Genomic DNA, 25,215 nt, shown 5'->3' with positions numbered 1-25,215 from the left:
AGTGATCGCAATTGGGTGGTCACTGAAGATGTCTTTCGTAAAACGCGTCCAGCGCAGGAAAATCTCCCGTCCCAACCAACATAGCTTCACCCCTGAGCAGTGGAACAAGGCCATCGACCCCAGCGTGGCGGACGAACAGGACAAAAGCCTGCATCAAGCGGGCCTGTGGTTCTACCGCGCGTTTGGTGAGCTGCGCAAACAGCTGAGTTTCGCCGCCGACCCGCAGGTCCCGAAAAAGAACAAACTGTTGGCCTTCATTACCCACGCCAACCTGAACGCCATGATGTATGAGCATGCCGCCAAAGAGATTGGCGAAAACACCACGGGTCTCGACCCGGCAGACATTACCCGACAGCAACTGGTACCCAAGTTTTCCGACAACCAGGGTACAGAGCATTCAATCGATGAAGTTGCCCAGGCCGATATCGACGGGTTGCACATGCCGCTGCAAATGGTACTCGCCGAAAAAAGCGACGCTTGGGAACCGGATATCGCCACCACCCCTGTCGATCTCAAGCGTGTGCAGCGTGACTACCCACTGGGCGCGTTTTATGGCGTGCTTGAACAGCATTGGGAGGACTGCCTATGGAACGACTACCGGTTCGAGCAGGATGCCCACATCACTCTCACTCCAGGCAATCGACACTTCGCCGCCTGGAAGGTCATCAGCCAATTTCGGCGCAATATTCTGGTTCACTCGAACACCACTGCGCGGATCATGCACTTCAGTCAGCACTACAGCCAGAATTCCCACACCGAACTGGGGATACCACGCCCGGTCCGCGCAATCAGCGCCCTTGACGGCGTCACTCGCTACCACCTGGCCGATGACAACGACGTACAGCGTTCAGCCCTGGCCACGTACTTGATCATTCATGAGGCCCTGGAACCTTACTACACCGGATACGCCGCCTTCAGTGCGCCCACACTCGAGGGTGCGACCATCAACGATGTCGTCAGGTGCTGGGCGGTCCTGTGCAGCCTGACAAGATGCCTGCTGGAGGCGCCAGAGGTACCACCGCAAACGCAGCGGGTCGATTCCGTGCTGGTGCATGTGGCGGCGCCCATGGTCGATAAAGCCGCACTGCGCACTGCGGTGTCCGAATCTCTGGGTGTGGGGCCGGCTCGCAGCCAGGCACTGATTGATTTTCTGACCTTTGACCACGCCGACAAATCGGACACCGGCAAGAACGAGCTGTGGACGCAGCCATTGATCCCGTACAGCGACGAAAAACTGCTTATTTTATTCACGCCGCTGCTGTGGGGGACCACGCAACGCAACGTGAATATCTGGTTGCGCCAGATGGGCGCCGACCTGGCGGTACGCGGCACCTCGTTCGAAACCCATGTCCGCCAGGTACTGGAACGGTATGCGGACCGCTCACGCCTTAAAAAACACCTTCGAATAATGAAACATGCGCTCAAATTCAATTTGCCAAAGGGCGGTACGCCGCCGTATGAGGACATCGACCTGCTCATGCTGATCGGCAATACGCTGGTGATCGGCGAGGTAAAATGCTTCCTGCAACCGGCCGACACCCTGAGCACCTTCCAGCACCGAGACAAGGTCATCGATGCCTGCGCTCAATTGGCGCGCAAAATCGAGCGCATCCAACGCCACGAAAAGTCATTCAGAAAACAGTGCCTGAAAGCCAACTTTTCGCTGCCTGACACGTTCTCGATCCAACCCGTGGTGGTGTTGAACGGACCGGCCCATTGCGGGATCCCCTATAACGGCACCCCCATTGTCGACACCTATATTCTATCGACCTTCCTTACCGGGATTATCCGGCAAAACATCATGGAATCCGCCAGTGAGGGCGTGGTCGCCGAAGAGCAAATCTTGCTTTACACGGACCTCTCGGAGGCTGAGGCGAACCTTGCCGATTACCTGTCAGCCCCGCCACAGCTGGACTATATAAAAGCAGGACTCAGCATGCAGGAGTCGCTTCGCAAACAGATTGCCGAACCTATCGAGGACATCCGTTACCGGTATTTCGAAGTCGTACTGTAAGCCTCGATTGCCATAGGTTTTTACACAACGGCTTGCTGTTGCTGTTGCTGTGGCTCTGGCTCTGGCTCTGGCTCTGGCTCTGGCTCTGGCTCTGGCTCTGGCTCTGGCTCTGGCTCTGGCTTTTGATCTTGATCTCAGGCGCCCCGTCAAACACGCTGGCCGCAATTCGATATTGATTTGGGGGGTAAACCGGCAGGGATGCCGGTTTAGCCGCCCCGCGCCATGGCGCGTGGCGGCGGCCCCCCAAATCAATGTCGGATTACGGGCACACCGAGCCTAGGCGAGGTGCCGAGTGTTGGGGCGAAGCATTTGGTTACTTTTGGCGCGCTTCCAAAAGTGACACGCTGTAAAAGCGGAACCATAAGCGGCCGTTACCGCAGGAATGGATATGTATTCGGTCGAATCCAACATTCTGGTCGGCTGTCAGACCGCCATCGGGGGGCAAGTCGAATCGTCGCACCGCCACTCCCACATTTGGATCGCAGGGCATTAGGTAGATATGTACCAGCTGCTCGGTCGTCACGGGAGCAAGCTCCCTCGCCACAGGTTCAAGTCGCATCCGAGATGTGTAAATACCTACGCCCCGATTGCGCTCGGTCAGCTCTTCGAAGCGACCAGCACGCAATCGCCCCAAACCTGGCGAATCAGTGCTTTCATCTTCAGCGCCTCAGCCCAGCGATCACTGATCTCGCGCCCATCCGCGCCGGTAATCGCATAAGGCGGCGGACCGAGTTCGCAGGTGAACGACAAACTCTGCGGCGTATCGGCGCGGGCCAGCCAGTCTTCGATCCCATAGCGCCACCAGCCGGTGAAGCGCTCGACCCAGGCGCGATGCTGGGGAAATTCCAGCGATACCTGCACCTGCTCGCAGCTGGCGACGCGGCCATGAAAACCCCAGCTGTGACGCAGGATCGTGCGGATCTGCTCATCGTCCTCGACTGCGCCCGGCTCGGGCAGTTCGCGCCCGACCACGTAGTGGGACAGGTCGGCCAGCAATTTCAAATCGGGCATCTGCGCCAGCAGGTCGAGGGTGAACAGCAGATCATTGGTCAGGCGATAACGGTGGGTTTCCAGCAGCACCGGAAAGTCCACCTGCTCGGCCAGGCGTTGCCAGCCTTCGATCAGCCGGGCCGCTTCGACCTGGGTGCGCGGGCGCACGTCGGCTTGCAGGGTGAGGTGGTGGCAGCCATAGCCGTTGATCACATCCAGCGCGGCGGCCAGGTCGTCCACCGATTGCGGGAACAACTGGCCCTCGACCTGCAAGCCCCTGGCCGAGGCGGCGGCGTGCAGGCGCGCCACCTCGGTGGGCCGCCAATAGTGATCGGTGATGCCGTCGAAACCGGCCTCGGCAATTCGATCCAGCTGCGCGTCAAGCGTGCCGGGTTCGGTTTGCATGGCCCACAGCGATTGGAATACCAGGAATTGGCGCATCGTCAGCCTCGCAGCAACTGTTTAAGGGACAGCTCAGGATCGGCCAGGCCGGCCGGGTCGAGCGAGATATGGGCACTGATCAGGCGTTCGCACAATTTGATGTCCTTGGCCACGCTGTTGCCCGGCCCCCAGCCGCAGGCGCCTTGCAAATGGCCCTCTGCATCGAGGTAGAACAGCAGCAGGCCGCCTGCCGGCAGTACGCGACTGACTGTCGCGGCGCTCATCACACCCACCGTCTGCAAGCCCCAATCGTACTGGTCGGACCAGAAACCGGGGATTGCGTCAAAAGCCACCTCACGCCCCAACAGATTCAACGCCGCATGCCGCCCCTGCGCCTCGGCGTTGCGCCAGGTTTCCTGGCGTTGATACTCACCCGCCAGGCGAAACTCGCAGACATCGCCAGCCGCATAGATGTTCGGCGCGCTGGTCCGCAGGTACGCGTCCACGCGAATGCCCTGCCCGACCTCCAATCCTGCGTTGGCGGCCAGTTCGAGATTGGGTTGCATGCCGATGCCCACCACCACCAGGTCACAGGGCAGCACCTGCCCGTCAACCAATTGCACGGCGTCGTCATGGATGGTTTCCACTGCCACGTTCAACCGAACATCGACCCCTTGACCGCGGTGCAGATCCAACAGCGCCTGGCTGATCACCGGCGGCAATACCCGACCCGCCAGACGCGGCCCGGCTTCGAGCACGCTGACCTCACAGCCCAGGCTTCGGGCCGTGGCGGCGACCTCAAGACCGATAAACCCACCGCCGACAATCACCAGCCGCGCGCCGGGACGCAAGGCACTGCGCAGGGCCACGGCTTCATCATGGGTACGCAGGTAAAGCAGGTTGCCTTGCGCTTGAGGCAAACGCCGCGCCCGGCCGCCAGTGGCCAGCAGCAAACCGGCATAGCCCAGCCATTGGCCATCGGCGAGTTGCAGCCGCTGTTGCTGTGGCTGCAAACAGGTCACCGGGTTACCGGCGATATGTTCGATATTCAACTCAGCCATCCGTGCGCTGTCGCACAGGCTGCACGCCGTCAGGTCCGTGGTGCCCTGCAGCAACCCCTTGGACAGCGGCGGCCGCTCATAGGGCAGGTGCGGTTCGTCGCCGATCAGCACCAGGCGCCCGGTGTACCCTTCTTCGCGCAGGGTCAACGCCGCACGGCCACCGGCATGGCCGGCGCCGACGATGATCAGAGCGTCGCTCATCATCACGCCGTGACAGCGAGTAAAACCCGCCCCGCTTCGACCCGCACCGGGTAGGTCTTGAGATTGACGCACACTGGCGCGCCGAGGGCCTTGCCCGAGCGATAATCGAAACGCCCGTTGTGCTTGGGGCATTCGACCACATGGTCCATCACCAGGCCGTCGGCGAGGTGGATTTTCTCGTGGGTGCACAGGCCAGCGGTGGCAAAAAATTCATTGTCGGCCGAACGGAACACCGCATAGGTGTGGGCACCGTGATCGAAGCGCAGCACGTCTTCCTCGTCTATTTCGCCCACGGCGCAGACGTCGATCCATTGATCGTTCATGGTGTTATCTCTTGTTTTAAGGAGGATTAGCTAACAGCAGCTTCTGCATGTGCCGGGGCATTGGCAGCCGGTTCCGCCTGGGAGCGAATCGGCCGCTGCACGAAATACGTCGGGTCGCTGCGCTGCTTCCAGAGCGTCGGGATGATCTCTTGGTAAGCCTTGAACAGATTGGCGTACGGCGGCGGGCAGTCGCCGCGGATCTCTTCGTGCAATTGCGCCAGGGCGTGGTACGGCACCATTGGGTACATGTGGTGCTCAAGGTGGTAGTTCATGTTCATGTAGATAAAGCGCAGCACTCGGTTCATGTAGATGGTGCGGCAGTTGCTGCGGTGGTCGAGCACGTCTTCGGCCAGGCCCACGTGCTGGGTCAGACCAAAGATGTAGCCGAGCCAGGCGCCATAAATACTCGGCAGGCCCACCAGCATCAGCGGCAGCCAGCTGTGCAGGTACAACGCCGTGCCGATGAGCACCGCATAAAGACCCACCCAGATCCGCGCGGCGCGGAACACCTTGGGCCACTCCGATTCAGGGATAAAGTCCTGCTCCTGGGCACTCATCCGTCCGACCGCATGGCGTGCCACGCCGCTGAAGGTTTTCCAGGCCAGGGGCAAATTGAACAGGCTGAGAAACATCATCCACGGGCTCGGCGGACGCGGCTCGACAATCTCCGGATCACGCCCGACAACGATGGTGTCGGTGTGGTGGCGGGCATGGCTCCAGCGCCACACATGGGGTTCGAAGATGCACATGAAGCACGCGACCTGGTACAGCACGTCATTCATCCAACGGGTCTTGAACGCAGTGCCGTGGCCGGTCTCGTGCCAGCGCGGGTTGGAAGCGGTGCCGTAGAGCACGCCATAGGCGAGGAAAAACGGCACGCAAGCCCACGACCCCCAGAACCAGTAACCACCAAAACCGGTGGCCAACAGCGCAGCCACCCATATGGCCGTGTCGAGCAACGCGGGGCCGTCGCGGCGCTGCATCAGTTCTTTCATGCGTTTACGGGAAATCGGCGATTGATACCAACTGGCCGAGACCAGGCCTTTTTCAGCCGCGCGGGCAGCTTCGGGGCCAGTGAGGCTGTAGTCACGCCGGACGATTTGGGCGGTGTGTTCAGGCATTGTTATTGTTCTCCGCAAGCGAAAAGTTTCAGATGCTTTGCGAGACCAACCATAGAGTGCGGCCAAATCCCTCTCAAGGCCTTGAATCCATTCCCTATCAAGCTATCATCCAGGCCCAGCGGGGCTTGATAGTTTTCTATCAAGACGCACAAGGGGCCAGCCATGCACAACAACAAACGCCCAACCATCGCCACCGTCGCCGCCCAGGCGGGCCTCAGCGTGGCCACCGTCGACCGCGTATTGAACGCGCGTGCGCCGGTGAACCCGGACACCGCCGAACAGGTATTCCAGGCCGCCGAAGCCGTGGGCTATTTTGCCGCGCGGCTGATCGGCCAACGCATTCGCGAACGCCGCCCCACCTACCGTTTCGGCATCCTGCTGCTGGGCACGGCCCAGGCGTTCTACGCGAACCTGGCGCAGTCGATCAGCGACGCCGCCGAGCATCACGCCACGGCCAACCTCACCTGCCAGTTCGACTACATCAATGACCGCACGCCGAGCGCCATCGTCGCGCAGATCGAGCAATTGGCCGTGCAGTGCGACGCGCTGGCAGTGGTCAGCTTTGCCCATCCACTGATCAACGCGTGCCTGGCACAGATCCGCGCGGCCGGCGTGCCGGTGGTGGCGCTGCTCTCGGATATTCATGAGCAGGCCCTGGAACCCTACGTGGGCCAGGACAACCACGTGGTCGGGCGCACCATGGGCTGGTTGCTCGCACGTACCTGCGGTGCGCGCAAAGGCAGCGTAGGGATCCTGCTCGGCGGCCATCGTTTCCTCGGCCACCAGGCACGGGTCGAAGGCCTGCACAGCTACCTGGCCGAACACGCACCGGGGCTCAAGCCGCTGGAACCGCTGATCAACCTGGATAACTGCGACATCACCGAAGAAGCCACCCTCGACCTGATCAGCCGCCACACCGACCTGCGTGGGCTGTGCGTGGTGGGCGGCGGGGGCGACGGCATCATCAGTGCCCTGGCACAACTGCCCAAGCGCCCGGCGCTGTGCTGCATTTTGCAGGAGTCCACCGAGCTGTCACGCCAGGCGTTGAGCCAGGGCCTGATCGATGTGGTGATGGACTCGCAGCCGCGCCAGACGGCAGTGGCGCTAGTGGAACTGCTGGTGCAATTGCAGAGTGCCGAGGGGTTTGATGCGGTGCGGCATCGGGTGCATATAGCGCCGCGGATTGTCACCTCCGAAAATATTTAGCGCGCCCGACACTCAACCTTCAACCCGCCCTCCTCCTGCTCGTGGCTTTCAATCACTACCGGCAGGAAGCGGCGGATCACCGCCATGTTGCTGTGCAAATGATCGCTCATCTGCGCGGTGGTAAAACTGCCGCCGCCCGCCAATGCCATCGGCAACAGCAGTTGATCGGCCAGGTGTTCGCCCACCGCCGTGTCGCTGGCCTGCCATTGCAGGGCCTGGTTGATCGCCTCATCGGCCACGGTTTCAGCGCGAACCCTGGCCATGCCAAAGGCGCTGAACACTTCGATGACGTGCTCGTGTGCGTACTCCAGCATCAGCACATTGCCCGGGCCTTGATCGGGGTCTATCTCGACCGCAGACAACTGCGCCAGACGCAAGCCCAGTCGCTGACGTACGCGCTTGAACTCGCGCTCGCTCACCTGGCCGGGCAGGCCGGCGCTCAGCGTGGTCGCCCGCGCTTGCAGCAACGTGCCACGCTGCGTCAGGTGCAACGGCGCCAGTTCGCCGGGCTGGATAAACGCTTGCAACTCGCCGCCACCGGCCGGGACGAAACCATGCCGGACCAGAGTCAACTCGACACGCGCGCCCATGCGCCGCAACAGCGGCAACCAGGCGCGTTGCAAAAAGTCCACTGGCGGTGCCAGCGGGTTATGAGTGCCGCCACAAAGGGTCACGCGGCTGGCGGTCGGTGCCCGCAGCAACGCCGGCAACAGCGTTTGCAACACCAGGGTGCAACTGCCCGCCGTGCCAATCGCAAAGCGGTAGTCGCCGCCTTGAATCGGCCCCGGCGCAAAGCGCAGGGTTTGCGACCCCAGCTCAGCGCCATCCACCCGCGCGCCACACACCTGGGCCGCCGCCAGCACGGCCGTCAAGTGTTGGCGCATCAACCCCGGGCGGCTGCGTTTGGCGCGGATGTTCCTGATGAACAACGTTCGCCCGGTTACCATCGACAGGCTCACGCCACTGCGCAATACCTGGCCACCGCCGATGGCGCCATCCAGTTCAATCACGTCCTGTTTCATAACCATCCTTATGCAAAACGTTTGACCGTGTCCCGCAGGTAGCGGTCCAGTCGTTGCGAGTCTTCCCGAGTGCGTGGCAATACCGGTACCTCGCGCTCCAGCTCAGCCACGATGAAGGCATGCAACGCCGGCCGCCGCGGACCATAAGCCGCCTCACCGGCATTGCGTTTGAGCGCCAGCAACGTCGCCACTTCGTCCAACAGAGCCGCGTCGTTCACCGTGCTCAGCAAGTCGGCGAAGGTCATCGGCGGCCGCCCCAGGCCCAGATCGATCCAACGCACCGCCAGCAACGGCCGCAGTACGTAGAAGTACTTCTTGAAACGTACCGTTTCGCCTTGCAGGTAACCGCGAAAGTTCTTCCTGGCCATCGACAGGTAGTGATTACGCGCAGCCGGCGGACTGTAGAAGGCTTCGGCCAGCGCCCGCAACTGCGCGGTGGCCTCGGTTTCCTGGCGATACACCAACGGCGAATCCAGCCACTCCAGTAACGTAGGATTGGATTTGCGCAGCAGGCCCAAAGTCTTGCGCAGTTCCCAACCACTCACGTCCAACTCGTCATCCAGCGGACGTTCGATCACGTCGCGCGGCGCATCCACCTGCATGAACCAATCAGGTTTTTCCACGTAGACGAAGCGCACATCGTAGTCGCTGTCGGTGGACGCAAAACCCCAGGCGCGGCTGCCGGATTCGCAGGCATACAGCACTTTCACATTGCGCTCGCGCTCTATTCGGTCCAGTTCCTGCGCAACCCGGGCGCGCATGGCGTCGCTCAATGGGTGCCGTTCTTCCCTTTGCATCTCGATTCCTCCGTTTATCCCTTGACGCACACCACCTGGCGCAAGGTGTGCAGCACTTGCACCAACTCGCGCTGGGCGTGCATGACTTGGTCGATGTCCTTGTAGGCCATCGGTATTTCGTCGATCACATCGGCGTCCTTGCGGCACTCCACATGGGCGGTCGCGCGGATCTGGTCGGCGACGGTGAAGGTGTTCTTCGCCTTGGTGCGGCTCATGGTGCGGCCGGCACCATGGCTGCACGAGCAGAACGATTCTTCGTTGCCCAGCCCGCGCACGATGAAGCTTTTTGCGCCCATGGAGCCCGGGATAATCCCCAGCTCGCCTTTTTTCGCGGAGACCGCGCCCTTGCGGGTCACCAAGATGTCTTCGCCAAAATGCCGCTCTTTTTGCACATAGTTGTGATGGCAGTTCACCGCTTCCAGCGCCACTTCAAACGGTTTGTTGATCACCTGTCGCGTGGCCTGGACCACCGCGCGCATCATTAACTCGCGGTTCTGGCGGGCAAAATCCTGGGCCCAGCCCACGGCTTGCACGTAGTCATCGAAGTGCTGGCTGCCCTCCTCGAAATACGCCAGGTCGCGGTCCGGCAGGTTGGCCAGGTGCTGGCGCATGTCTGCCTGGGCCAGCTGGATAAACAGGTTGCCGATGGCATTGCCCACACCCCGCGAGCCGCTGTGCAACATGAACCAGACTCGGTTGGCTTCATCCAGGCACACCTCGACAAAGTGGTTGCCGGTGCCCAACGTCCCCAGGTGCTGGCGGTGGTTGCTACGCTCCAGTTGCGGGTACTTGTCGGTGATCGCCTTGAAGCGCGGATGCAACGTGGCCCATACCTGATCGGCCTGGGCCGGCACGTCTTCCCACGCACCTTTGTCACGGCCTTTACGGCTGCGGGTACGGCCATGGGGCACGGCGGCCTCGATGGCACAACGCAGGCCATGCAGGTTATCCGGCAAGTCACTGGCCATCAGCGTGGTGCGCGCGGCGATCATGCCGCAGCCGATGTCCACCCCCACCGCCGCCGGGATGATCGCGCCCACGGTGGGAATCACGCTGCCGATGGTCGAGCCCTTGCCCAAGTGCACATCCGGCATCACCGCGAGGTGCTTGAAGATAAACGGCATCCTGGCGGTGTTCATCAACTGCTGACGGGCTTCGGGCTCCACCGGAACGCCTTCGGTCCAGAGCTTGATCGGTTTGCCGTTGGCGACTTCCAGTAGTTGGTAGGTGTTGTTTTGCATGATCTCGATTCTTTTTTCAGAAGCCGACGTTGCGGCGTTGTCCTGGTGATAGCAGCAGACGTGCCAGGTTTTCCGCTCGCTGTTAAAAAATACGTAATATTTTGTTTTATATAAGTATTTTTTATTTGGTATTTTTTATCGCTGAAAAGCGATGACAAACCAATCGCTCTATTCCTATCCTTACATATCGTTACTTATATTGTGGTCCAGTCATGAAACACAAGCGCACGGTCGCCATCGGATTTATCGGTTCCAAGCTGGATCGCGTCGGCAAGGGCGTCAATCGGTGGAACCACTGGCGTCCCAGCGTCGGGCTGTGCCAGCAGGATGACCTGCAGATCGACCGCCTGGAACTGATCCACGACGTCGACGCACGCGATGTCAGCCTTGCCGAGCGAGTGCGTGCCGACATCCAGCAGATCTCGCCCCACACCGAGGTGCGCCTGCACCCGATGCCACTGGCCAATCCCTGGGATTTCGAAGAGGTGTACGGCGCGTTGCACGACTTCACCAGTGCCTACCGCTTCAACACCGAGCGCGAGGATTACCTGGTGCATATCACCACCGGCACCCACGTGGCGCAGATTTGCTGGTTCCTGCTCACCGAAGCGCGCACCCTGCCGGCCCGCCTGATCCAGACCTCCCCCAGCCGACGCCTGGATGCCAACGCACCCGCCACCGGCACCCATGCCCTGATCGACCTCGACCTGTCGCGCTATGACCGCATCGCCTCGCGTTTCGCCCACCAGCGCCTGGAAGGCCTGGCGTTTCTCAAATCCGGGATCGCCACACGCAACCCTGCCTTCAACGCCTCCATCGAGCAGATCGAACGCGTGGCCGTGCGCTCAACCGCGCCGATGCTGTTGATCGGCCCGACCGGCGCCGGCAAATCCTTCCTCGCCCGGCGCATCTACGAACTCAAGCGCAGCCGCCATCAACTGCAGGGCCGCTTCGTTGAAGTGAACTGCGCCACCCTGCGCGGCGATGGCGCCATGTCCGCGCTGTTCGGGCATATCAAGGGCGCCTTCACCGGCGCGCAAAACGCCCGCGATGGCCTGCTGCGCGCCGCCCATGGCGGCATGCTGTTCCTCGATGAAATCGGCGAACTGGGCCTCGACGAACAGGCCATGCTGCTCAAGGCCATCGAAGAAAAACGCTTCTACCCGATGGGCGCCGACACCGAAGTGGCCAGCGACTTCCTGATCATCGCCGGCACCCACCGCGACCTGCGCGGGCGCGTCGTCGAAGGGTTGTTTCGCGAAGACCTCTACGCGCGCATCAACCTGTGGACCTTCGACCTGCCCGGCCTGGCGGGCCGCCGCGAAGACATCGAGCCGAACCTCGACTTCGAGCTGGAGCGCCACGCCCGCGAACAAGGCCGTCGCGTGCGTTTCAATCTGGAAGCGCGGCGCCGCTACCTGGCGTTTGCCTGCTCCAGCGAAGCGGCGTGGCTGGGCAATTTTCGCGAACTGTCCGCCTCCATCACACGCATGGCGACCCTGGCCGACAGCGGGCGTATCGATCAAGCCCAGGTCGAGGAAGAAATACAGCGCCTGCGTTATGCCTGGGGCATCAGCGCACCCCACGCGTGCCTGCCGGCCGACCTGGATCTGTTTGACCAGTTGCAACTCAGGGCCGTCATCGATATATGCCTGCAATCCGACAGCCTGTCCGATGCAGGCCGACGCTTGTTTGGCGTCTCACGCCAGGCCAAGGCGCAACCGAACGATGCGGACCGGCTGCGCAAATACCTCGCGCGGTTTTCGATTGATTGGAAGCAGTTGAAGCCGTAGGGCAGAAGGCACTCCAGGCGGATCGCTCCATCGAGCGCATGAAGCCCTCGACCTAAACTCAGTTCAAATGTGGGAGGGGCGGTGCGACGATTCGACTTGCTCCCTCCCACATTGTCTGCGGCAGCCAAGCCACACCGACTCAGGTCGCCAGAGGCCAACCGATGCGCGCGGCACGGCGCAGGCTGGCCTTGACGACCAAGCGGTGAAAGGGGGCGATCACGAAGAGGTAGGCCCGGCCCAGACGGTTGTGGCACTGGACCACGGTTGAAAAAACCAGTTGGCGACTGCCTTCCGCCTCTGCCTCTTCAGAACACAGGATCGATATCCGGAAGTCGAGGTGCATGTCGTCCTCTCCCAACACGATTTCAGTCTGGTTCGTGCTGTAGACCTTGAAGGGGCCAACCCGATCAGCCAGTGATGCCAGATGCTTGGCTGTCTTGAGCCCCAGACACACAACGAGAGTGTCTCGCACTTTCAGGAGCCATCCGATCCAGGACGGCTGGTGGAAAAGGATGAATCGAGCCAGCAAATCCGGGTTGCTCGATGTGCCCACCGGGAGCCGGATCGCAAAAGCGTCTGTCAGGTTCGTTGACGTGTAAAGGTGGGTAATGCCGGACCTCGAGGGGACGGGTACGCACATAATGGGTTCAACTTCGCGGGGCATCGGGATCTCTCCTTAGATCTGACTACTCAATAGGTTTCTTGCTACCCAGCCGGCAGAACCGGGCGCAACGTCGCACGGCGCTTGCCGACATCGAACCAGATCAACCAACCATCCCATCCTATAGTGCGCCGACCGGCACCCGCCAGCGCAGAGTTGCGCCATACCCTCTCATCCGCCCCGAAAATCCCCGGCACTCAACCCAAACCGACTCATCTTGTTATACAGCCCACCCCGCGACACGTTCAGCTGTTGAGCGGCCAGGCGGATATTGCCGCTGGTGTTTTTCAGCGCGGCGACGATAGCGTGCATTTCGTGGCTGCTCAGGTCCTGCGTGGGTTGCGACTCATAGGCACGGACCAGTGGGCGAGGCTTGATGTCCAACGGCAGATCGCCGGGCTGGATCAACTCGCTCATGGCCAGGTTGGTTGCCCGTTCGATGGCGTTTTCCAGCTCGCGCACGTTGCCCGGCCAGGCATGCGCCGAGAGCAAGGCCAATGCCTGCGGCGAAAAACCCTGCACCGATTTACGCAGCGAGCGTGCACAGCGCGTGAGAAAGTGCCGCGCCAGCAGTGGGATGTCATCGCGGCGCATGCGCAGGGGCGGTACGGTCAGGTTCAGTACGTTGAGGCGATAGTAGAGGTCCTCGCGAAAGGCACCCTCCGCCACGGCCTGGCTCAGGTTGCGGTGGGTGGCGGCGATGATACGCACGTCCACTTGGCGTGCGCTTTTGGCCCCGACGCGCGCAATTTCGCCTTCTTGCAACACGCGCAGCAGGCTGACCTGGGCGTCGAAGGACATGTCGCCAATTTCGTCGAGAAAAATGGTGCCGCCATCGGCCAGTTCGAACTTGCCCGCCGAGCCGCCACGGGCCGAGCCGGTGAAGGCGCCCTCGACATGGCCGAACAGTTCGCTCTGCACCAGGTCCCGGGGAATCGCGCCGCAGTTGACCGCCACGAACGGGCCGTTGCAACGCTCGCTGGCGTTATGGATGGCCTGGGCGAAGAGCTCCTTGCCGGTGCCGCTTTCCCCCAGGATCAGCGTGGTGGAATCACTGCGACTGGCGATACGCGCCAGGTGCAACGCATCCTGGATCGCCCGCGATGTACCCTGGATGATGTCGAAGGTATAGCGCGCCTGGGTACCGACAATACGCCGGGTGATTTCGCGAATGCGCCGGTTCTCGCGCAGCGACACAATCACCCCGCCCTGCTCCAGCGGGCACACCGAGACCAGGCACGCGAGTTGGCTACGGTCGCGCAGGTGGAAGGTGCAATCCAGGTCGCGCACAGGCTCACTCGGCGGATCGCTCAATTCACTGCGCCCCAGGCGCTGGAACGGACTGCCAATCAGCTCCAGCCCCACTCCGAACAACTGCCGGGCATAGCGGTTGAGCGCCTTGATGCAGCCGCGCTCATCCAGCACCACCAACCCTTCGTTGAGCACTTCGAGCATGGCCTGCTGTTCTTCGAGCAATGCTTGTAGCGCCATCTGCCGGGAGACGGCCTCTGCCGCGGCCTGCACAGTGCCCAGGGTGTGGAAGTGGAACCAGCCGGGTTCGGCGGTGAGGGTCAGCATCGCCAGGGTCTGGCCCCGGGCATTCCTGATCGGCGCGGCGGCGCAGTGCATGCGGCGCTGGCGCAGGCCGACGGCGAAGTTTTCTTCGGCCAGCACGTAGACCAGACGGTCTTCGGCCAATGCCAGCCCGGTGCAGTTGGTGCCTTGTACCGATTCCAGCAAGCGGCTGCCCACCGGGGTGATATCCAGGCCGCAAAAATACAGGGTGGTGCCATCGGCATCGGTGAGGTTGATATGCCCGCGAGGGTTGTAGGCCAGCAAGCCATGCATGACCTGCGCGGCGGCGGCGATCAGTACTCGGTGGGTGGCCAGAGTGGCCGCCAGGGTTTGCGCCGCGACAAAGCGGTACTGGCTGTCGGCGGGGTCGATAGCGGCCTGGACACTGCGCCGCCAGGATTCCCATATCACTTGGCGGACACCGGCTGGGCGTTGCACCCGGCCGTCCTGGCAATCACGCCACGCCTGCTCCAGCGCGGCAATGGGACCCTCATTCAGCGCCGCAGGCCCCAGGTCCGTGAGGTAATCGAGGTCTTGTACGCTGAAGGCCATGTTCATTCGCCGTCTCCATGTTCATGTTTTTGACATGTCAGTATAGGCATGTCATCAAAATGAACACTTATTGTTTATAGATTTTATATAAACCATTAATTATCAATAACTTATAAATTGGCACAGCCCTTGCTCTCACCCCTTTGCCGCCAGGACTGTCCTGAGGCCAACAATAAGAAGGGGTCACCACATGAGTACACAAATCATCCGCCTGGGCCTGATCGGTGCCGGGCGCATGGGCAGCTTCCACGGCCTGACCGCCGCGCGGCATATCCCCGGCGCCCGCCTGGCCGCGATAGCCGACCCCACCCCCGGCCAGGCCGCGCGCCTGGCGGCTGAACTGGGGGTAGACAAGGTCTACACCGACCCACAACAGTTGCTCGACGACCCGGACATCGACGGCGTCATCATCGCCGCCCCCGCCCGCAGCCATGCCGAACTGGTGATCCGCGCTGCCCGCGCCGGCAAAGGAATCTTCTGCGAAAAACCCATGGCCATCACCCTCGATGAAGCCGACCGCGCCATTGCCGCCGCCGCCGATGCCCGCGTTGCGTTGCAGGTCGGCTTCAACCGCCGGTTCGCCAAGAGCTTCCGCACAGCCCACCTCGACGTGCTGGCCGGGCGCATCGGTACGCCGCAACTGCTGCGCTCGCTCACCCGCGACCCGGCGCTGAACAACCCGGCCAACTCGCCACAATGGGTGATCTTCCTGGAGACCCTGATCCACGACTTCGACACCCTGCGCTACCTCAACCCCGGCGCCGAGGCGGTGCAAGTCCACGTAATGGCCGACGCCCTGATCGCCCCGGACTACAAAAGCCGAGGCTTCCTCGATACCGCCGTGGTCACGATCCGCTTCGACAACGGTGCGATTGCCACCGCCGAAGCGAACTTTCAAGCGGTGTATGGCTACGACGTGCGCGGCGAAGTGTTCGGCAGCGCCGGCATGCTCACCATGGGCGGCGTGCAGGAGTCCGACCTGCTGCGCTACCTGGCCCAGGGCATCCAGGCCGATACCCAGCGCCTGGACACCGACCTGCTGCGCGACGCCTACGTTGCCGAACTCAACCACTTTGTCGACTGCCTGCGCAGCGGCGCCAAGCCCTTGGCCAGCGGCGAAGATGCGCGAGCGGCGCTGGCGATTGCCCGCGCTTGCATCGAATCCTATGAGCAAGGCCAGGCGGTGGCCCTGTGATCCCGTTCAAGCTGGCGATCAGCGCCGAGATGGTGTTTCTTGACCTGCCCTTCGTCGAGCGCGTCAAACGCATTCATGCACTGGGCTTTTGCGCGGAAATCTGGAGCTGGACAGACAAGGACATCAACGCCCTCGCCGCCACCGGCGCCAATTTCACCTCGATGACCGGCTATATCAGCGGCACCCTCACCGACCCCGACGGCAGCCGCTGCTTGCTCGACAGCGCCCGCGAGTCCTTGAGCGTCGCGGAGCGCCTCAATTGCCCCAGCCTCAACCTGCACGGCACCGGCCTGGGTGACGGTGGCCTGCCGGTGCAACCCGTCAGCCAGACCACCGGGCGCATGTGGCTGAGCGCCTGCAAGACCTTGGAGAAAATCGCGCGCCTGGGGGAAAACGCAGGCCGCGTGTTCCTGCTGGAAAACCTCAACACCGAGGTCGACCACCCCGGCACCCCGTTCGCCCGCGCCGACGACACCCTGGCGTTGATCGAAGCCGTGGGCAGCCCGCACCTGAAAATGAACCTGGACCTGTACCACGCGCAAATCGGCGAAGGAAACCTGATCGAACTGATCCACCGCGCAGGCTCCGCCATCGGTGAAATCCAGGTGGCCGACGTACCGGGGCGCAAGGAGCCCGGTACCGGTGAAATCCACTACCCGGCCATCGCCAGGGCCTTGCACGGCATAGGCTACAGCGGCGTGGTCGGCCTGGAAGGCTGGGCCAGCGGCGACAGCGAACTGGCCCTGGAGCGTTTCCGCCAAGCATTCACCCTATAACAATAAAAGGAACATCCTCATGCCTCGTTATTCATTGCTCGTTGCCGCACTGTTACTGCTGTTCAGCCAATGGACCTTCGCCGCTTACCGCATCGGGGTCAGCATTGCCAGGGTCGACGATAACTTCATGACCTATGTACGCACCGGCCTGGAAGCCGCCGCCAGGCAGCAGGATGTACAGATCCAGTTCGAAGATGCCCAGGGCGACGTGGTGCGCCAACTCAACCAGGTCGAGGGGTTCCTCAACCAGAAAGTCGACGCGGTGATCGTGCTGCCGGTGGACACCTCCGCCACCGCCAACATGACCCGCGCCGCAGTGGCCGCCAAGACGCCGCTGGTGTACGTCAACCGCCATCCGGATGAACGCACCCTGCCCAAGGGCGTGGTCACCGTAGCCTCCAACGACATCGAGGCCGGGCAATTGCAGATGCGCTACCTGGCGCAAAAACTCGGCGGCAAAGGCACGGTGGCGATCATCATGGGTGACCTCGCACAAAACGCCACCCACGACCGCACCGAAGGCGCCAGGCAGGTGCTCAAGGACTTTCCGGGGATCAAGGTGGTGGAGCAGCAAAGCGCCGAATGGCAGCGCAGCAAAAGCATGGACCTGACCAGCAACTGGCTGCTGGCGGGCACGCAATTCGATGCGATTGTGGCCAACAACGATGAGATGGCGATCGGTGCGGCCATGGCGTTGCAACAGTCCGGCAGGGCCAAGGGCGAGGTGGCTATTATCGGTATCGATGGCCTGCCCGACGGGCTGGCGGCGGTCAAGCGTGGGATGCTGGCGGCGTCGGTGTTCCAGGATCCCAAGGCCCAGGCCACCAAAGCGGTGGAGTCGGCGATCCGGATGATCAAGGGTGAGCCGATTGAAGCCGAGGTGTGGGTGCCGTTCGAGCTGATCGAGCCCGAACAGGTGGCGGTGTTCGAGCAGCGCTACAAATAACCTGGCTTACACCGCTGCAAATGTGGGAGGGGCAAGTCGAATCGTCGCACCGCCCCTCCCACACTTTTAGTCCAGGTCGCTCGCGTCATGTCGCTCGGCCAACTGCTCTGAAAGCTCGCCCGAAACCCGGTTAACCCGCCGCCCCCGCTGCACCGCCGGCCGCGCGTCAATCGCATCCGCCCAGCGCTGCACATGCGTGTACTCATGCACCGATAAAAACTGCGCCGCGCCATACAAACGGCCTTTGACCAAACCACCGTACCAGGGCCAGATGGCGATGTCGGCGATGGTGTATTCGTCACCGGCAATGTACTCGCTCACCGCCAGGCGCTTATCCAGCACGTCCAGCTGGCGCTTGGTTTCCATGGCAAAGCGGTTGATCGGGTACTCCATCTTGCTCGGCGCATACGCGTAGAAATGCCCGAAACCGCCGCCCAGGTAAGGCGCGCTGCCCATCTGCCAGAACAGCCACGACAAACACTCCGCGCGGGCCGCAGGCTCAGTGGGCAAGAACGCGCCGAACTTCTCGGCCAGGTACTGCAGGATCGCGCCGGATTCAAACACCCGGATCGGCGTGGCGCCGCTGTGATCCATCAACGCAGGGATCTTCGAATTCGGGTTGACCGACACGAAGCCGCTGCCGAACTGGTCGCCGTCGCCGATCTTGATCAGCCAGGCGTCGTACTCTGCGCCCGTATGGCCCAGTGCAAGCAGTTCTTCCAGCAGGATGGTGACCTTCTGCCCGTTGGGCGTGGCCAGGGAATAGAGTTGCAGCGGGTGCTTGCCGACAGGCAGTTCTTTGTCGTGGGTAGCGCCGGCGACAGGCCGGTTGATGCTGGCGAAGGTGCCGCCGCTTTCGGTGTCCCAGGTCCATACGGTGGGAGGTACGTACTCGGTCATGCTCACTGCTCCTGAAGCGATCAACGAAGCGCTCCAGACTAAACCAAAGGGTGTGATTGTGGGAGCCCATATCCCTCTTGCGTCCGTCGACTCGCCGGCCTTAGTCTCCAGAGCCCAACACCCTGAACGCAATGGAGGCTTCATGAAACTGATCGGCATGTTGGACTCGCCCTACGTACGTCGCGTGGCGATTTCCCTGGAGTTGTACGGAATTGATTTTGTGCATGAGCCGCTGTCGGTGTTTAGCACCTTCGCGGAATTTTCCCAAATCAACCCGGTGGTCAAGGCCCCTACCCTGGTACTCGACGACGGCACGGTGTTGATGGATTCGAGCCTGATCCTCGATTATCTGGAAGCGCTGGCGCCGGCCGATAAAAAGCTGCTGCCCCAACCACTCGTGGCTCGCGCCAAGGACCTGCAGGTACTGGGGCTAGCCCTGGCAGCCTGTGAGAAAAGCGTGCAGATCGTCTATGAGCACAACCTGCGCCCCGCCGAGAAGCTGCATGCGCCATGGCTCGAGCGCGTCAGTGGGCAACTGCTGGCGGCGTATGCGTTGCTGGACAAGCAACTGGCCGACAGTGAAACACTCACCCAGGCGTCCATCACTGCGGCAGTCGCCTGGTCGTTCAGCCAGTTCACCGTGGCGACCGTGGTCAAGGCGGATGCGTTCCCCAACCTGAAACGCCACGCCGAGCGGCTGGAGCAGCATCCGGCGTTCAAGCGTTACCCGATCGAATAAGCAACATCGTTTTTTAAATGTGGGAGGGGGCTTGCCCCCGATGAGGCAGGGTCAGCCAATACTTCCTTTGCTGGCCCACCGCTATCGGGCAAGCCCCCTCCCACATTGATCTGGGTTGTCTGAACTGACGTGTTCGGCTCAGACCCAACCGCCATCCACGATAAAGTTCTGCGCCGAACACATCGCCGAGGCATCCGAGGCCAGGAACAACGCCATATTGGCGATATGCTCCGGCATCACGCTGCCGGGCATGCACTGGCTGCGGGCGATGAGTTCCCTGGCCGCGTCATCCACCCACATGGCCAGTTGTTTTTCGGTCATCACCCAGCCCGGCACCAGCGTATTGACGCGGATATGGTGAGGCCCCAGTTCCCGCGCCAGGCCACGGGTCATGCCGTGGGCGGCGGCCTTGCTGGCGGCGTACACCGGGTAGCCGGCGGAGGCCATCATCCAGCCGACCGAGCCCAGGTTGATGATCGAGCCGCCGCCGGCGCCTTTCATCATGGGCACCACCGCCTTGGCGGCAAAAAATGCGTGCTTGAGGTTGACCGCAATCAGCTGGTCGAACATCTGCGAGTCAACGTCTTCCAAGGTATGGCGCACGTCGTTCGCCGCGTTGTTGACCAACACCGTGATCGGCCCCAGCGATTGCTCAAACCGCGTGATTGCCGCCCGAAAGCCAATTTCGTCGGTGATGTCGCAGCATACGAATTCCACCGTACGCCCCTGTGAACTCAACAGCGCCGCCAGGCGTTCGCCCTGGCTCTGTGCGCGGTCCACAAAGGCCACCTTGGCGCCTTGCGCGGCAAAGGCGCGCACCATGAATTCGCCGATACCCGAGGCGCCCCCTGAGATCAGTACGGTCTTGCCTTCAAGGTCGGGATAAACAGCCTGTGCAGTACTCATATAACGGTGCCTCGATCAATTAGTCTTATTTTATTTTACGAAATCGGCGTTTAAGGCTATAAATTCGCTGTCACACCGACAAAATATCGCTATTAGTAGAACTATTCCACTCAAAACAACAAAAGGAAGTTCGACCATGAAGCACCCTCGATACCTGCTCTCGGGCCTTGCCATGTCCATGCTGATCGCCAGCGGCGGCGCCCAGGCGGCAGGGCTCAGCAGCGAGCACAAACCTTTCGGTAAAACCAACGACGGCACGCCCGTCGAACAGTACATCCTGCGCAACAGCCATGGCATGCAAGCCACGGTCATCACCTACGGCGGCGTGCTGCAGTCGCTGAAGGTGCCGGACAAACACGGCAAGGTCGACGACGTGGTGCTCGGTTTCGACGACGTACAGGGCTACCAGGCCGGTACGGCGTTTTTCGGCGCGACCATCGGGCGCTTCGGCAATCGCCTTGCCGGCGGTGCTTTCGAACTCGATGGCAAGCGCTTCCAGGTGCCGCTCAACGACGGTCCCAACGCGTTGCACGGCGGCGCCCAGGGCTTCGACAAGCAGGTGTGGAAAGCCGCGCAGGTCAAGGGCAAGGACTCGGTTGGGGTCACCCTCACCTACCTGTCCAAGGACGGCGAGATGGGTTTCCCCGGCAACCTGAAAACCGAGGTCACCTACAGCCTCAACGATAAAAACGAACTGCACATCGACTACAAGGCCACCACCGACAAACCCACCGTGCTCAACCTGACCAACCACAGCTACTTCAACCTGGCCGGTGCGGGTAACGGGGACATCCTCAAACAGGTTGCCACCTTGCATGCCAGCCACTACACGCCGGTCAATGCGACGCTGATCCCAACCGGCGAACTTGCCCCAGTCAAGGGCACGCCGATGGATTTCCTCAAACCCACGCCGATCGGCCAGCACATCAAGGACGATCATCCGCAGCTTAAATTCGCCGAACCGAAGCAAGGCGGATTTGACTTCAACTGGGCGCTGGACACCAAGGGCGACGTCAAGCAACTCGCCGCCCAAGTGCATGACCCCGAGTCGGGCCGGCGCTTGCAGCTCTACACCAGTGAGCCGGGGGTGCAGTTCTATACCAGCAACTTCCTCGACGGTTCGGTGAAGGGCAAGGCTGGCAAGACTTACTTGCACTGGAGCGGGTTTACCTTGGAGACCCAGCACTATCCGGATGCGCCTAACCAGCCCAGCTTTGCATCAACTCGTTTGAACCCGGGACAAACCTACACCCAGAACACCGTCTTCAAGTTCAGCGCTGATTAAAAACCGTGGGAGGGGCTTGCCCCCTCCCATATTTGCCGCTCATGGGGCTTTGAATCAGCGTTGCTTCATGCGGTCGATGACCACCGCCAGCAGCAGGATCGAACCGCGAATCACGTACTGATAGAACGTGTCGATGTTCTTCAGGTTCATCGCGTTTTCGATGATCGCCAGGATCAGCACCCCGGCAATCACGTGCCGAATCATGCCGATACCGCCGCTCAGCGACACCCCGCCCAGCACGCACGCCGAAATCACCGTCAGCTCGAAACCCTGCCCAATCATCGGCTGGCCCGAGGTCATGCGCGACGCGAGGATCACCCCGGCCAGTGCGCCGATCAGACCGTGCACGGCAAAGATCAGGATCTTGGTGCGATCAACGTTCACCCCCGCCAGCAACGCCGCTTCCGGGTTGCCGCCGATGGCCATGGTGTTGCGCCCGTAGGTGGTGTAGTTAAGCAACCAGCCGAAAAACAGGAAGCACAGGATAGTGATCAGGATCGGCACCGGCACGCCGAACAACTGGCCATTGCCGAAGATAAAGAACTGATCCTGGGACACGCCCACCGCCTTGCCGTCGGCAAAGATGTAGGCCAGGCCGCGTACGATCTGCATGGTCGCCAAGGTGGTGATCAACGCATTGACCCGCAGCTTGGCGATGACGATGCCGTTGATCAACCCGACGATCAGGCCCATCAGCAGCGCCGCGCCAATGCCGAGCATCACGCTCTCGGTATCGCGCATGACGATGGCCGCGACCACACCGGCGCAGGCGATCACCGAGCCCACCGACAAGTCAAAATGCCCCGATGCCAGGCAGAACAGCATGGTGCACGCGGCAATCCCCACGGTGGACACCGCCAGGCCCAGCCCGCGCATGTTCAGCGGCGAGAGGAAGTTATCGATCAGCAAGGCGCACAGCACAAAAATGCCCACCGCCGCCAGCAGCATCGCCCAGTTGTCGAGCAGTGCGCGCATATCCAGGGGTTTGCGTGCGGTTGGCAACGCGTTGTTTTGAGTGGTCATGGTCGTCTCTCAGTTCGTCACGCGGCGCGGCAAGGCCAGCTGCAGCAGGTTGGATTCAGTGGCGTGTTCGCGCAGTTGTTCCCCGCGCAGGGCGCCTTCACACAGCACCAGGATGCGGTCGGAAATGCCCATGACTTCCATCAGGTCGCTGGACACCACGATCACCGCAATGCCTTGGGCCGCGAGGTTATGGATGATCTGGTAGATCTCGGCCTTGGCGCCGATATCGATGCCTCGGGTTGGTTCGTCCAGCAGCAGCACCTTCATCGGCATCGACAGCCAGCGGCCGAGAATGGCCTTCTGCTGGTTGCCGCCGGAGAGGTACATGATTTTCTGGTCGGCGTTCGGCGTCTTGACTTTCATCGCCTTGATTTGATGCTCGGCGTTGCCCTTTTCCCAACCGTCGCGTAGCAGCCAGCCGAAGGTCGAATGGGCGCCCCGCGCACTGATGTTGATGTTCTCGGCCACACTGGAGAGCGGAATGATGCCTTCCTTCTTGCGGTCCTCCGGGCACAGCAAGACACCGGCGGCAATGGCGTCGCGAGGCGAGCGCAACTGCAACGGCTCGCCACAGAGTTCCAGGCTGCCGGCGCTGGCGCGTTCCAGGCCGCTGAGCAGGCGGAACAACTCCGTGCGCCCTGCCCCGACCAACCCGAACAGGCCAAGAATTTCGCCTTTGCGCACTTCGAAACTCACCGGCTCACGCAGGCCAGGGCCGAGCAGACCGTCGACCTTGAGCGCCACCTCGCCCTGCTCGCGCGGGCGGTAGTCGTAGATGTCCTGAATGTCGCGACCGACCATGCAGGTCACCAACTGGTCGTGGGTCAGCGCGCTCATGTCCTCGAACGTGCGCACGTAGCGGCCGTCCTTGAACACCGTGACCGCATTGCAGATACGGAACACCTCCTCCATGCGGTGCGACACGTAGAGCACCACTTTGCCCTCGTCGCGCAGGCGCGTGATGATCGCCATCAAGCGGTCGATCTCGCGCGCCGAGAGGCTGCTGGTGGGTTCGTCGAAGGCGATCACATGGGCGCCACGGGACAGCGCCTTGGCGATTTCCACCAATTGGCGCTGGCCGAGGGACAAGCGCCCGAGCTTCTCGTCCGGGTCGATTTCATCGGCCAGGCCCTTGAGGCAGGCCAGGGCCTGCTTACGCAGCAGGCCCCGGTTGACCACGCCAAAACGCGTCGGCAAATGCCCCAGGAACAGGTTCTCGGCCACGCTCATTTCCGGCACCAGGTGCAACTCCTGGTGGATCACCGCCACGCCACTGGCGATGCTGTCGGCGGCGCACTTGAAGGCCATGTTCTGCTCGCCGATCTGCAGCGTGCCGCTGCTGGGGATATAGGCACCGCCCAATATCTTCAGCAGCGTCGACTTGCCGGCGCCGTTTTCGCCCATCAAGGCATGCACTTGCCCCGGGTGGGCGGTGAAACAGATGCCGTCGAGCGCCTTGACCCCGGGAAAGGTTTTGCCGATACCGTCAAACCGCAGGGCCGCAGCAGTCATTTCCACAGCCCGATTTTGGTCAGTTCTTCCTTGAAGTTCTCGCGGGTGATCAGGGTCACTTCGTCCATGGCGGTGTACTTAGGCGGCTCGGTGCCTTTGGTCACCCACTCGTACATCATCTCGGCGGTTTTGTAGCCTTCGATGTGCGGGCTTGGCAGCATGGAGCCGAAGAAGCCGCTGTTGGCTTTCTTCAATTCGCCGATGGCGTCAGTGCCGTTGATGCCGATGCCGATCACATTGGCCGCGGCAAAACCGGCGCTTTCGGTGGCGCGCACGCCGCCAAGCACGGTGTTGTCGTTCATGCCGCCGATGATCAGGTTTTTCGCGCCGCGCGGCAGCTTGACCAGCGCCGAGTTGGTGGCGTCCATGCTGCCGGGGACGTCGAGGGTTTTCAGCGGAGCGGTGAGGATGTGATCCTTGGGAATGCCGGCTTCTTCCAGGGATTTGATCGAACCGTCGGTGCGTTTTTTACCGGTGTCGAGTTCGTTGAAGGTGTTGACTACCGCGTAGGTCTCCTTCCAGTCCCAACCGCGTTTTTTCGCTTCGGCGGCCATCGCGGCGCCCTGTTTCTGGCCCACTTCGAAGGCGGCCATGCCCAGGTACGGCACGTCTTCCATGAAATTACCCTTGGCATCGACGAAACGGTCGTCCACCGCCATGACTTTCATGTCGTTGAGCTTGGCCTTGGCCACAATGGCAGGGCCGAGGGACACGTCCGGCGGGCAGATCACAAAGCCCTTGGCGCCGTTGGCGGCCAGGCTGTCGATGGCCGAGAGGGTTTTCTCACCGTCGGGCACGGCGATCTTGATGAGTTTGAAACCCTTGTCCTGGGCGGCTTTTTCGGCAAAGGCCCATTCGGTCTGGAACCACGGCTCCTCGGCCTGCTTGACCAGAAAACCGATCTTCACTTCTTCAGCGGATGCGAGGCTGCTGAGGCTGCTTAAAGCAACGGCGGCAGCAAGGACGCGTAGAGCCTTTTTCATGAACGACACCTC

22 protein-coding genes are annotated in these 25,215 nt (G+C 61.8%); 8 read left to right on the top strand and 14 right to left on the bottom strand.

All coding sequences use genetic code 11. From position 1 onward, the window contains the following. Positions 1 to 28: 28 nt before the first annotated feature. Positions 29 to 2,014 carry a hypothetical protein gene (locus PSH66_RS12975; RefSeq protein WP_305429288.1) on the top strand — a complete coding sequence of 662 codons (1,986 nt, stop codon included), beginning with the start codon at positions 29 to 31 and terminating at the stop codon, positions 2,012 to 2,014. Between the two features lie 597 nt (positions 2,015 to 2,611). Here the strand turns inward: PSH66_RS12975 and PSH66_RS12970 are convergent. From PSH66_RS12970 to PSH66_RS12955, 4 genes are read right to left on the bottom strand one after another with little or no spacing between them, the layout of a single operon-like run. Beyond that, positions 2,612 to 3,445 carry a sugar phosphate isomerase/epimerase gene (locus PSH66_RS12970; protein ID WP_141065003.1) on the bottom strand — a complete coding sequence of 278 codons (834 nt, stop codon included), beginning with the start codon at positions 3,443 to 3,445 and terminating at the stop codon, positions 2,612 to 2,614. A gap of 2 nt (positions 3,446 to 3,447) precedes the next feature. Beyond that, the gene (locus tag PSH66_RS12965; protein ID WP_305429286.1) at positions 3,448 to 4,647 is read right to left on the bottom strand and encodes an NAD(P)/FAD-dependent oxidoreductase; all 1,200 of its coding nucleotides are present in this window, start codon (positions 4,645 to 4,647) and stop codon (positions 3,448 to 3,450) included. 2 nt (positions 4,648 to 4,649) lie between these two features. Further along, complete coding sequence (locus PSH66_RS12960; protein ID WP_003173381.1) at positions 4,650 to 4,970, bottom strand: MocE family 2Fe-2S type ferredoxin; 321 nt, start codon at positions 4,968 to 4,970, stop codon at positions 4,650 to 4,652. A gap of 26 nt (positions 4,971 to 4,996) precedes the next feature. Beyond that, entirely contained in the window at positions 4,997 to 6,091 is a 1,095-nt protein-coding gene (locus PSH66_RS12955) for a fatty acid desaturase family protein (protein ID WP_141065001.1), read from the bottom strand. A 162-nt stretch (positions 6,092 to 6,253) separates the two neighbouring features. Between PSH66_RS12955 and PSH66_RS12950 the strand changes: the two genes are divergently transcribed. Beyond that, positions 6,254 to 7,297, top strand: coding sequence for a LacI family DNA-binding transcriptional regulator (locus PSH66_RS12950; RefSeq protein WP_141065000.1), 1,044 nt, complete (start codon positions 6,254 to 6,256; stop codon positions 7,295 to 7,297). On the opposite strand, the gene rtcA is transcribed toward PSH66_RS12950, so the two are convergent. The 3 genes from rtcA to PSH66_RS12935 are packed head-to-tail and all read right to left on the bottom strand — an operon-like array spanning position 7,294 to position 10,357. Beyond that, entirely contained in the window at positions 7,294 to 8,319 is a 1,026-nt protein-coding gene (gene rtcA, locus PSH66_RS12945; RefSeq protein ID WP_305429283.1) for an RNA 3'-terminal phosphate cyclase, read from the bottom strand. The two genes, PSH66_RS12950 and rtcA, sit on opposite strands and share 4 nt — an antisense overlap. Positions 8,320 to 8,327: 8 nt before the next feature. Next, a complete protein-coding gene (locus tag PSH66_RS12940; RefSeq protein ID WP_141064998.1) occupies positions 8,328 to 9,116 on the bottom strand; it encodes a nucleotidyltransferase domain-containing protein in 789 nt (262 codons plus the stop codon). Positions 9,117 to 9,130: 14 nt separating this feature from the next. Then, entirely contained in the window at positions 9,131 to 10,357 is a 1,227-nt protein-coding gene (locus PSH66_RS12935; RefSeq protein WP_305429282.1) for an RtcB family protein, read from the bottom strand. Positions 10,358 to 10,569: 212 nt separating this feature from the next. Between PSH66_RS12935 and rtcR the strand changes: the two genes are divergently transcribed. Next, positions 10,570 to 12,150 carry an RNA repair transcriptional activator RtcR gene (rtcR, locus tag PSH66_RS12930; protein WP_305429281.1) on the top strand — a complete coding sequence of 527 codons (1,581 nt, stop codon included), beginning with the start codon at positions 10,570 to 10,572 and terminating at the stop codon, positions 12,148 to 12,150. A 139-nt stretch (positions 12,151 to 12,289) separates the two neighbouring features. Here rtcR and PSH66_RS12925 read toward each other — a convergent pair whose 3' ends face one another. Together PSH66_RS12925 and PSH66_RS12915 are read right to left on the bottom strand one after the other, a co-directional pair. Further along, positions 12,290 to 12,814 carry a DUF2867 domain-containing protein gene (locus PSH66_RS12925; RefSeq protein ID WP_305429279.1) on the bottom strand — a complete coding sequence of 175 codons (525 nt, stop codon included), beginning with the start codon at positions 12,812 to 12,814 and terminating at the stop codon, positions 12,290 to 12,292. Between the two features lie 168 nt (positions 12,815 to 12,982). Continuing rightward, the gene (locus PSH66_RS12915; RefSeq protein WP_305429278.1) at positions 12,983 to 14,944 is read right to left on the bottom strand and encodes a sigma-54-dependent Fis family transcriptional regulator; all 1,962 of its coding nucleotides are present in this window, start codon (positions 14,942 to 14,944) and stop codon (positions 12,983 to 12,985) included. A gap of 184 nt (positions 14,945 to 15,128) precedes the next feature. Between PSH66_RS12915 and PSH66_RS12910 the strand changes: the two genes are divergently transcribed. The 3 genes from PSH66_RS12910 to PSH66_RS12900 are packed head-to-tail and all read left to right on the top strand — an operon-like array spanning position 15,129 to position 17,855. Then, positions 15,129 to 16,133, top strand: a complete 1,005-nt coding sequence (locus tag PSH66_RS12910; protein WP_305429277.1) for a Gfo/Idh/MocA family oxidoreductase — start codon at positions 15,129 to 15,131, stop codon at positions 16,131 to 16,133. 29 nt (positions 16,134 to 16,162) lie between these two features. Continuing rightward, on the top strand, positions 16,163 to 16,909 hold the full coding sequence (locus tag PSH66_RS12905) for a TIM barrel protein (RefSeq protein ID WP_305429606.1): 747 nt from the start codon (positions 16,163 to 16,165) through the stop codon (positions 16,907 to 16,909). 19 nt (positions 16,910 to 16,928) lie between these two features. Next, positions 16,929 to 17,855, top strand: a complete 927-nt coding sequence (locus PSH66_RS12900; protein WP_141064992.1) for a sugar ABC transporter substrate-binding protein — start codon at positions 16,929 to 16,931, stop codon at positions 17,853 to 17,855. Between the two features lie 66 nt (positions 17,856 to 17,921). On the opposite strand, the gene yghU is transcribed toward PSH66_RS12900, so the two are convergent. Next, positions 17,922 to 18,755, bottom strand: a complete 834-nt coding sequence (gene yghU, locus PSH66_RS12895) for a glutathione-dependent disulfide-bond oxidoreductase (RefSeq protein WP_003173362.1) — start codon at positions 18,753 to 18,755, stop codon at positions 17,922 to 17,924. A 142-nt stretch (positions 18,756 to 18,897) separates the two neighbouring features. Between yghU and PSH66_RS12890 the strand changes: the two genes are divergently transcribed. Beyond that, complete coding sequence (locus PSH66_RS12890; RefSeq protein ID WP_003173361.1) at positions 18,898 to 19,494, top strand: glutathione S-transferase family protein; 597 nt, start codon at positions 18,898 to 18,900, stop codon at positions 19,492 to 19,494. 138 nt (positions 19,495 to 19,632) lie between these two features. On the opposite strand, the gene PSH66_RS12885 is transcribed toward PSH66_RS12890, so the two are convergent. Then, positions 19,633 to 20,400: an SDR family NAD(P)-dependent oxidoreductase gene (locus PSH66_RS12885; RefSeq protein WP_003173360.1), complete on the bottom strand. Its 768-nt coding sequence runs from the start codon at positions 20,398 to 20,400 to the stop codon at positions 19,633 to 19,635. A gap of 136 nt (positions 20,401 to 20,536) precedes the next feature. On the opposite strand from PSH66_RS12885, the gene PSH66_RS12880 reads away from it, so the two are divergent. Then, the gene (locus PSH66_RS12880; protein ID WP_003173359.1) at positions 20,537 to 21,685 is read left to right on the top strand and encodes an aldose epimerase family protein; all 1,149 of its coding nucleotides are present in this window, start codon (positions 20,537 to 20,539) and stop codon (positions 21,683 to 21,685) included. A 54-nt stretch (positions 21,686 to 21,739) separates the two neighbouring features. Here the strand turns inward: PSH66_RS12880 and araH are convergent, their stop codons facing one another. Genes araH through PSH66_RS12865 form a run of 3 tightly spaced genes read right to left on the bottom strand, consistent with a single transcriptional unit; the run spans position 21,740 to position 25,203 of the window. Continuing rightward, entirely contained in the window at positions 21,740 to 22,708 is a 969-nt protein-coding gene (gene araH / locus PSH66_RS12875; RefSeq protein WP_003173358.1) for an L-arabinose ABC transporter permease AraH, read from the bottom strand. Positions 22,709 to 22,717: 9 nt separating this feature from the next. Continuing rightward, positions 22,718 to 24,220 (bottom strand): L-arabinose ABC transporter ATP-binding protein AraG, encoded by a 1,503-nt coding sequence (gene araG / locus PSH66_RS12870; RefSeq protein ID WP_305429275.1) that lies wholly within the window; start codon positions 24,218 to 24,220, stop codon positions 22,718 to 22,720. Further along, positions 24,217 to 25,203, bottom strand: coding sequence for a substrate-binding domain-containing protein (locus PSH66_RS12865; RefSeq protein WP_003173354.1), 987 nt, complete (start codon positions 25,201 to 25,203; stop codon positions 24,217 to 24,219). The genes araG and PSH66_RS12865 overlap by 4 nt, the downstream gene beginning before the upstream one ends. Positions 25,204 to 25,215: the final 12 nt, after the last annotated feature.

Origin of the sequence: Pseudomonas sp. FP597, from assembly GCF_030687435.1 — a bacterium.
Taxonomy (GTDB): domain Bacteria; phylum Pseudomonadota; class Gammaproteobacteria; order Pseudomonadales; family Pseudomonadaceae; genus Aquipseudomonas; species Aquipseudomonas lactucae.
The sequence above is the reverse complement of the archived record's forward strand: the minus strand, read 5'-3'. Positions and strand labels throughout refer to the sequence as shown.

Coding starts and splice junctions, on each gene's coding strand:
- PSH66_RS12975 (WP_305429288.1), top strand. CDS start 29: ATGTCTTTCGTAAAACGCGTCCAGCGCAGGAAAATCTCCCGTCCCAAC.
- PSH66_RS12970 (WP_141065003.1), bottom strand. CDS start 3,445: ATGCGCCAATTCCTGGTATTCCAATCGCTGTGGGCCATGCAAACCGAA.
- PSH66_RS12965 (WP_305429286.1), bottom strand. CDS start 4,647: ATGAGCGACGCTCTGATCATCGTCGGCGCCGGCCATGCCGGTGGCCGT.
- PSH66_RS12960 (WP_003173381.1), bottom strand. CDS start 4,970: ATGAACGATCAATGGATCGACGTCTGCGCCGTGGGCGAAATAGACGAG.
- PSH66_RS12955 (WP_141065001.1), bottom strand. CDS start 6,091: ATGCCTGAACACACCGCCCAAATCGTCCGGCGTGACTACAGCCTCACT.
- PSH66_RS12950 (WP_141065000.1), top strand. CDS start 6,254: ATGCACAACAACAAACGCCCAACCATCGCCACCGTCGCCGCCCAGGCG.
- rtcA (WP_305429283.1), bottom strand. CDS start 8,319: ATGAAACAGGACGTGATTGAACTGGATGGCGCCATCGGCGGTGGCCAG.
- PSH66_RS12940 (WP_141064998.1), bottom strand. CDS start 9,116: ATGCAAAGGGAAGAACGGCACCCATTGAGCGACGCCATGCGCGCCCGG.
- PSH66_RS12935 (WP_305429282.1), bottom strand. CDS start 10,357: ATGCAAAACAACACCTACCAACTACTGGAAGTCGCCAACGGCAAACCG.
- rtcR (WP_305429281.1), top strand. CDS start 10,570: ATGAAACACAAGCGCACGGTCGCCATCGGATTTATCGGTTCCAAGCTG.
- PSH66_RS12925 (WP_305429279.1), bottom strand. CDS start 12,814: ATGCCCCGCGAAGTTGAACCCATTATGTGCGTACCCGTCCCCTCGAGG.
- PSH66_RS12915 (WP_305429278.1), bottom strand. CDS start 14,944: ATGAACATGGCCTTCAGCGTACAAGACCTCGATTACCTCACGGACCTG.
- PSH66_RS12910 (WP_305429277.1), top strand. CDS start 15,129: ATGAGTACACAAATCATCCGCCTGGGCCTGATCGGTGCCGGGCGCATG.
- PSH66_RS12905 (WP_305429606.1), top strand. CDS start 16,163: ATGGTGTTTCTTGACCTGCCCTTCGTCGAGCGCGTCAAACGCATTCAT.
- PSH66_RS12900 (WP_141064992.1), top strand. CDS start 16,929: ATGCCTCGTTATTCATTGCTCGTTGCCGCACTGTTACTGCTGTTCAGC.
- yghU (WP_003173362.1), bottom strand. CDS start 18,755: ATGACCGAGTACGTACCTCCCACCGTATGGACCTGGGACACCGAAAGC.
- PSH66_RS12890 (WP_003173361.1), top strand. CDS start 18,898: ATGAAACTGATCGGCATGTTGGACTCGCCCTACGTACGTCGCGTGGCG.
- PSH66_RS12885 (WP_003173360.1), bottom strand. CDS start 20,400: ATGAGTACTGCACAGGCTGTTTATCCCGACCTTGAAGGCAAGACCGTA.
- PSH66_RS12880 (WP_003173359.1), top strand. CDS start 20,537: ATGAAGCACCCTCGATACCTGCTCTCGGGCCTTGCCATGTCCATGCTG.
- araH (WP_003173358.1), bottom strand. CDS start 22,708: ATGACCACTCAAAACAACGCGTTGCCAACCGCACGCAAACCCCTGGAT.
- araG (WP_305429275.1), bottom strand. CDS start 24,220: ATGACTGCTGCGGCCCTGCGGTTTGACGGTATCGGCAAAACCTTTCCC.
- PSH66_RS12865 (WP_003173354.1), bottom strand. CDS start 25,203: ATGAAAAAGGCTCTACGCGTCCTTGCTGCCGCCGTTGCTTTAAGCAGC.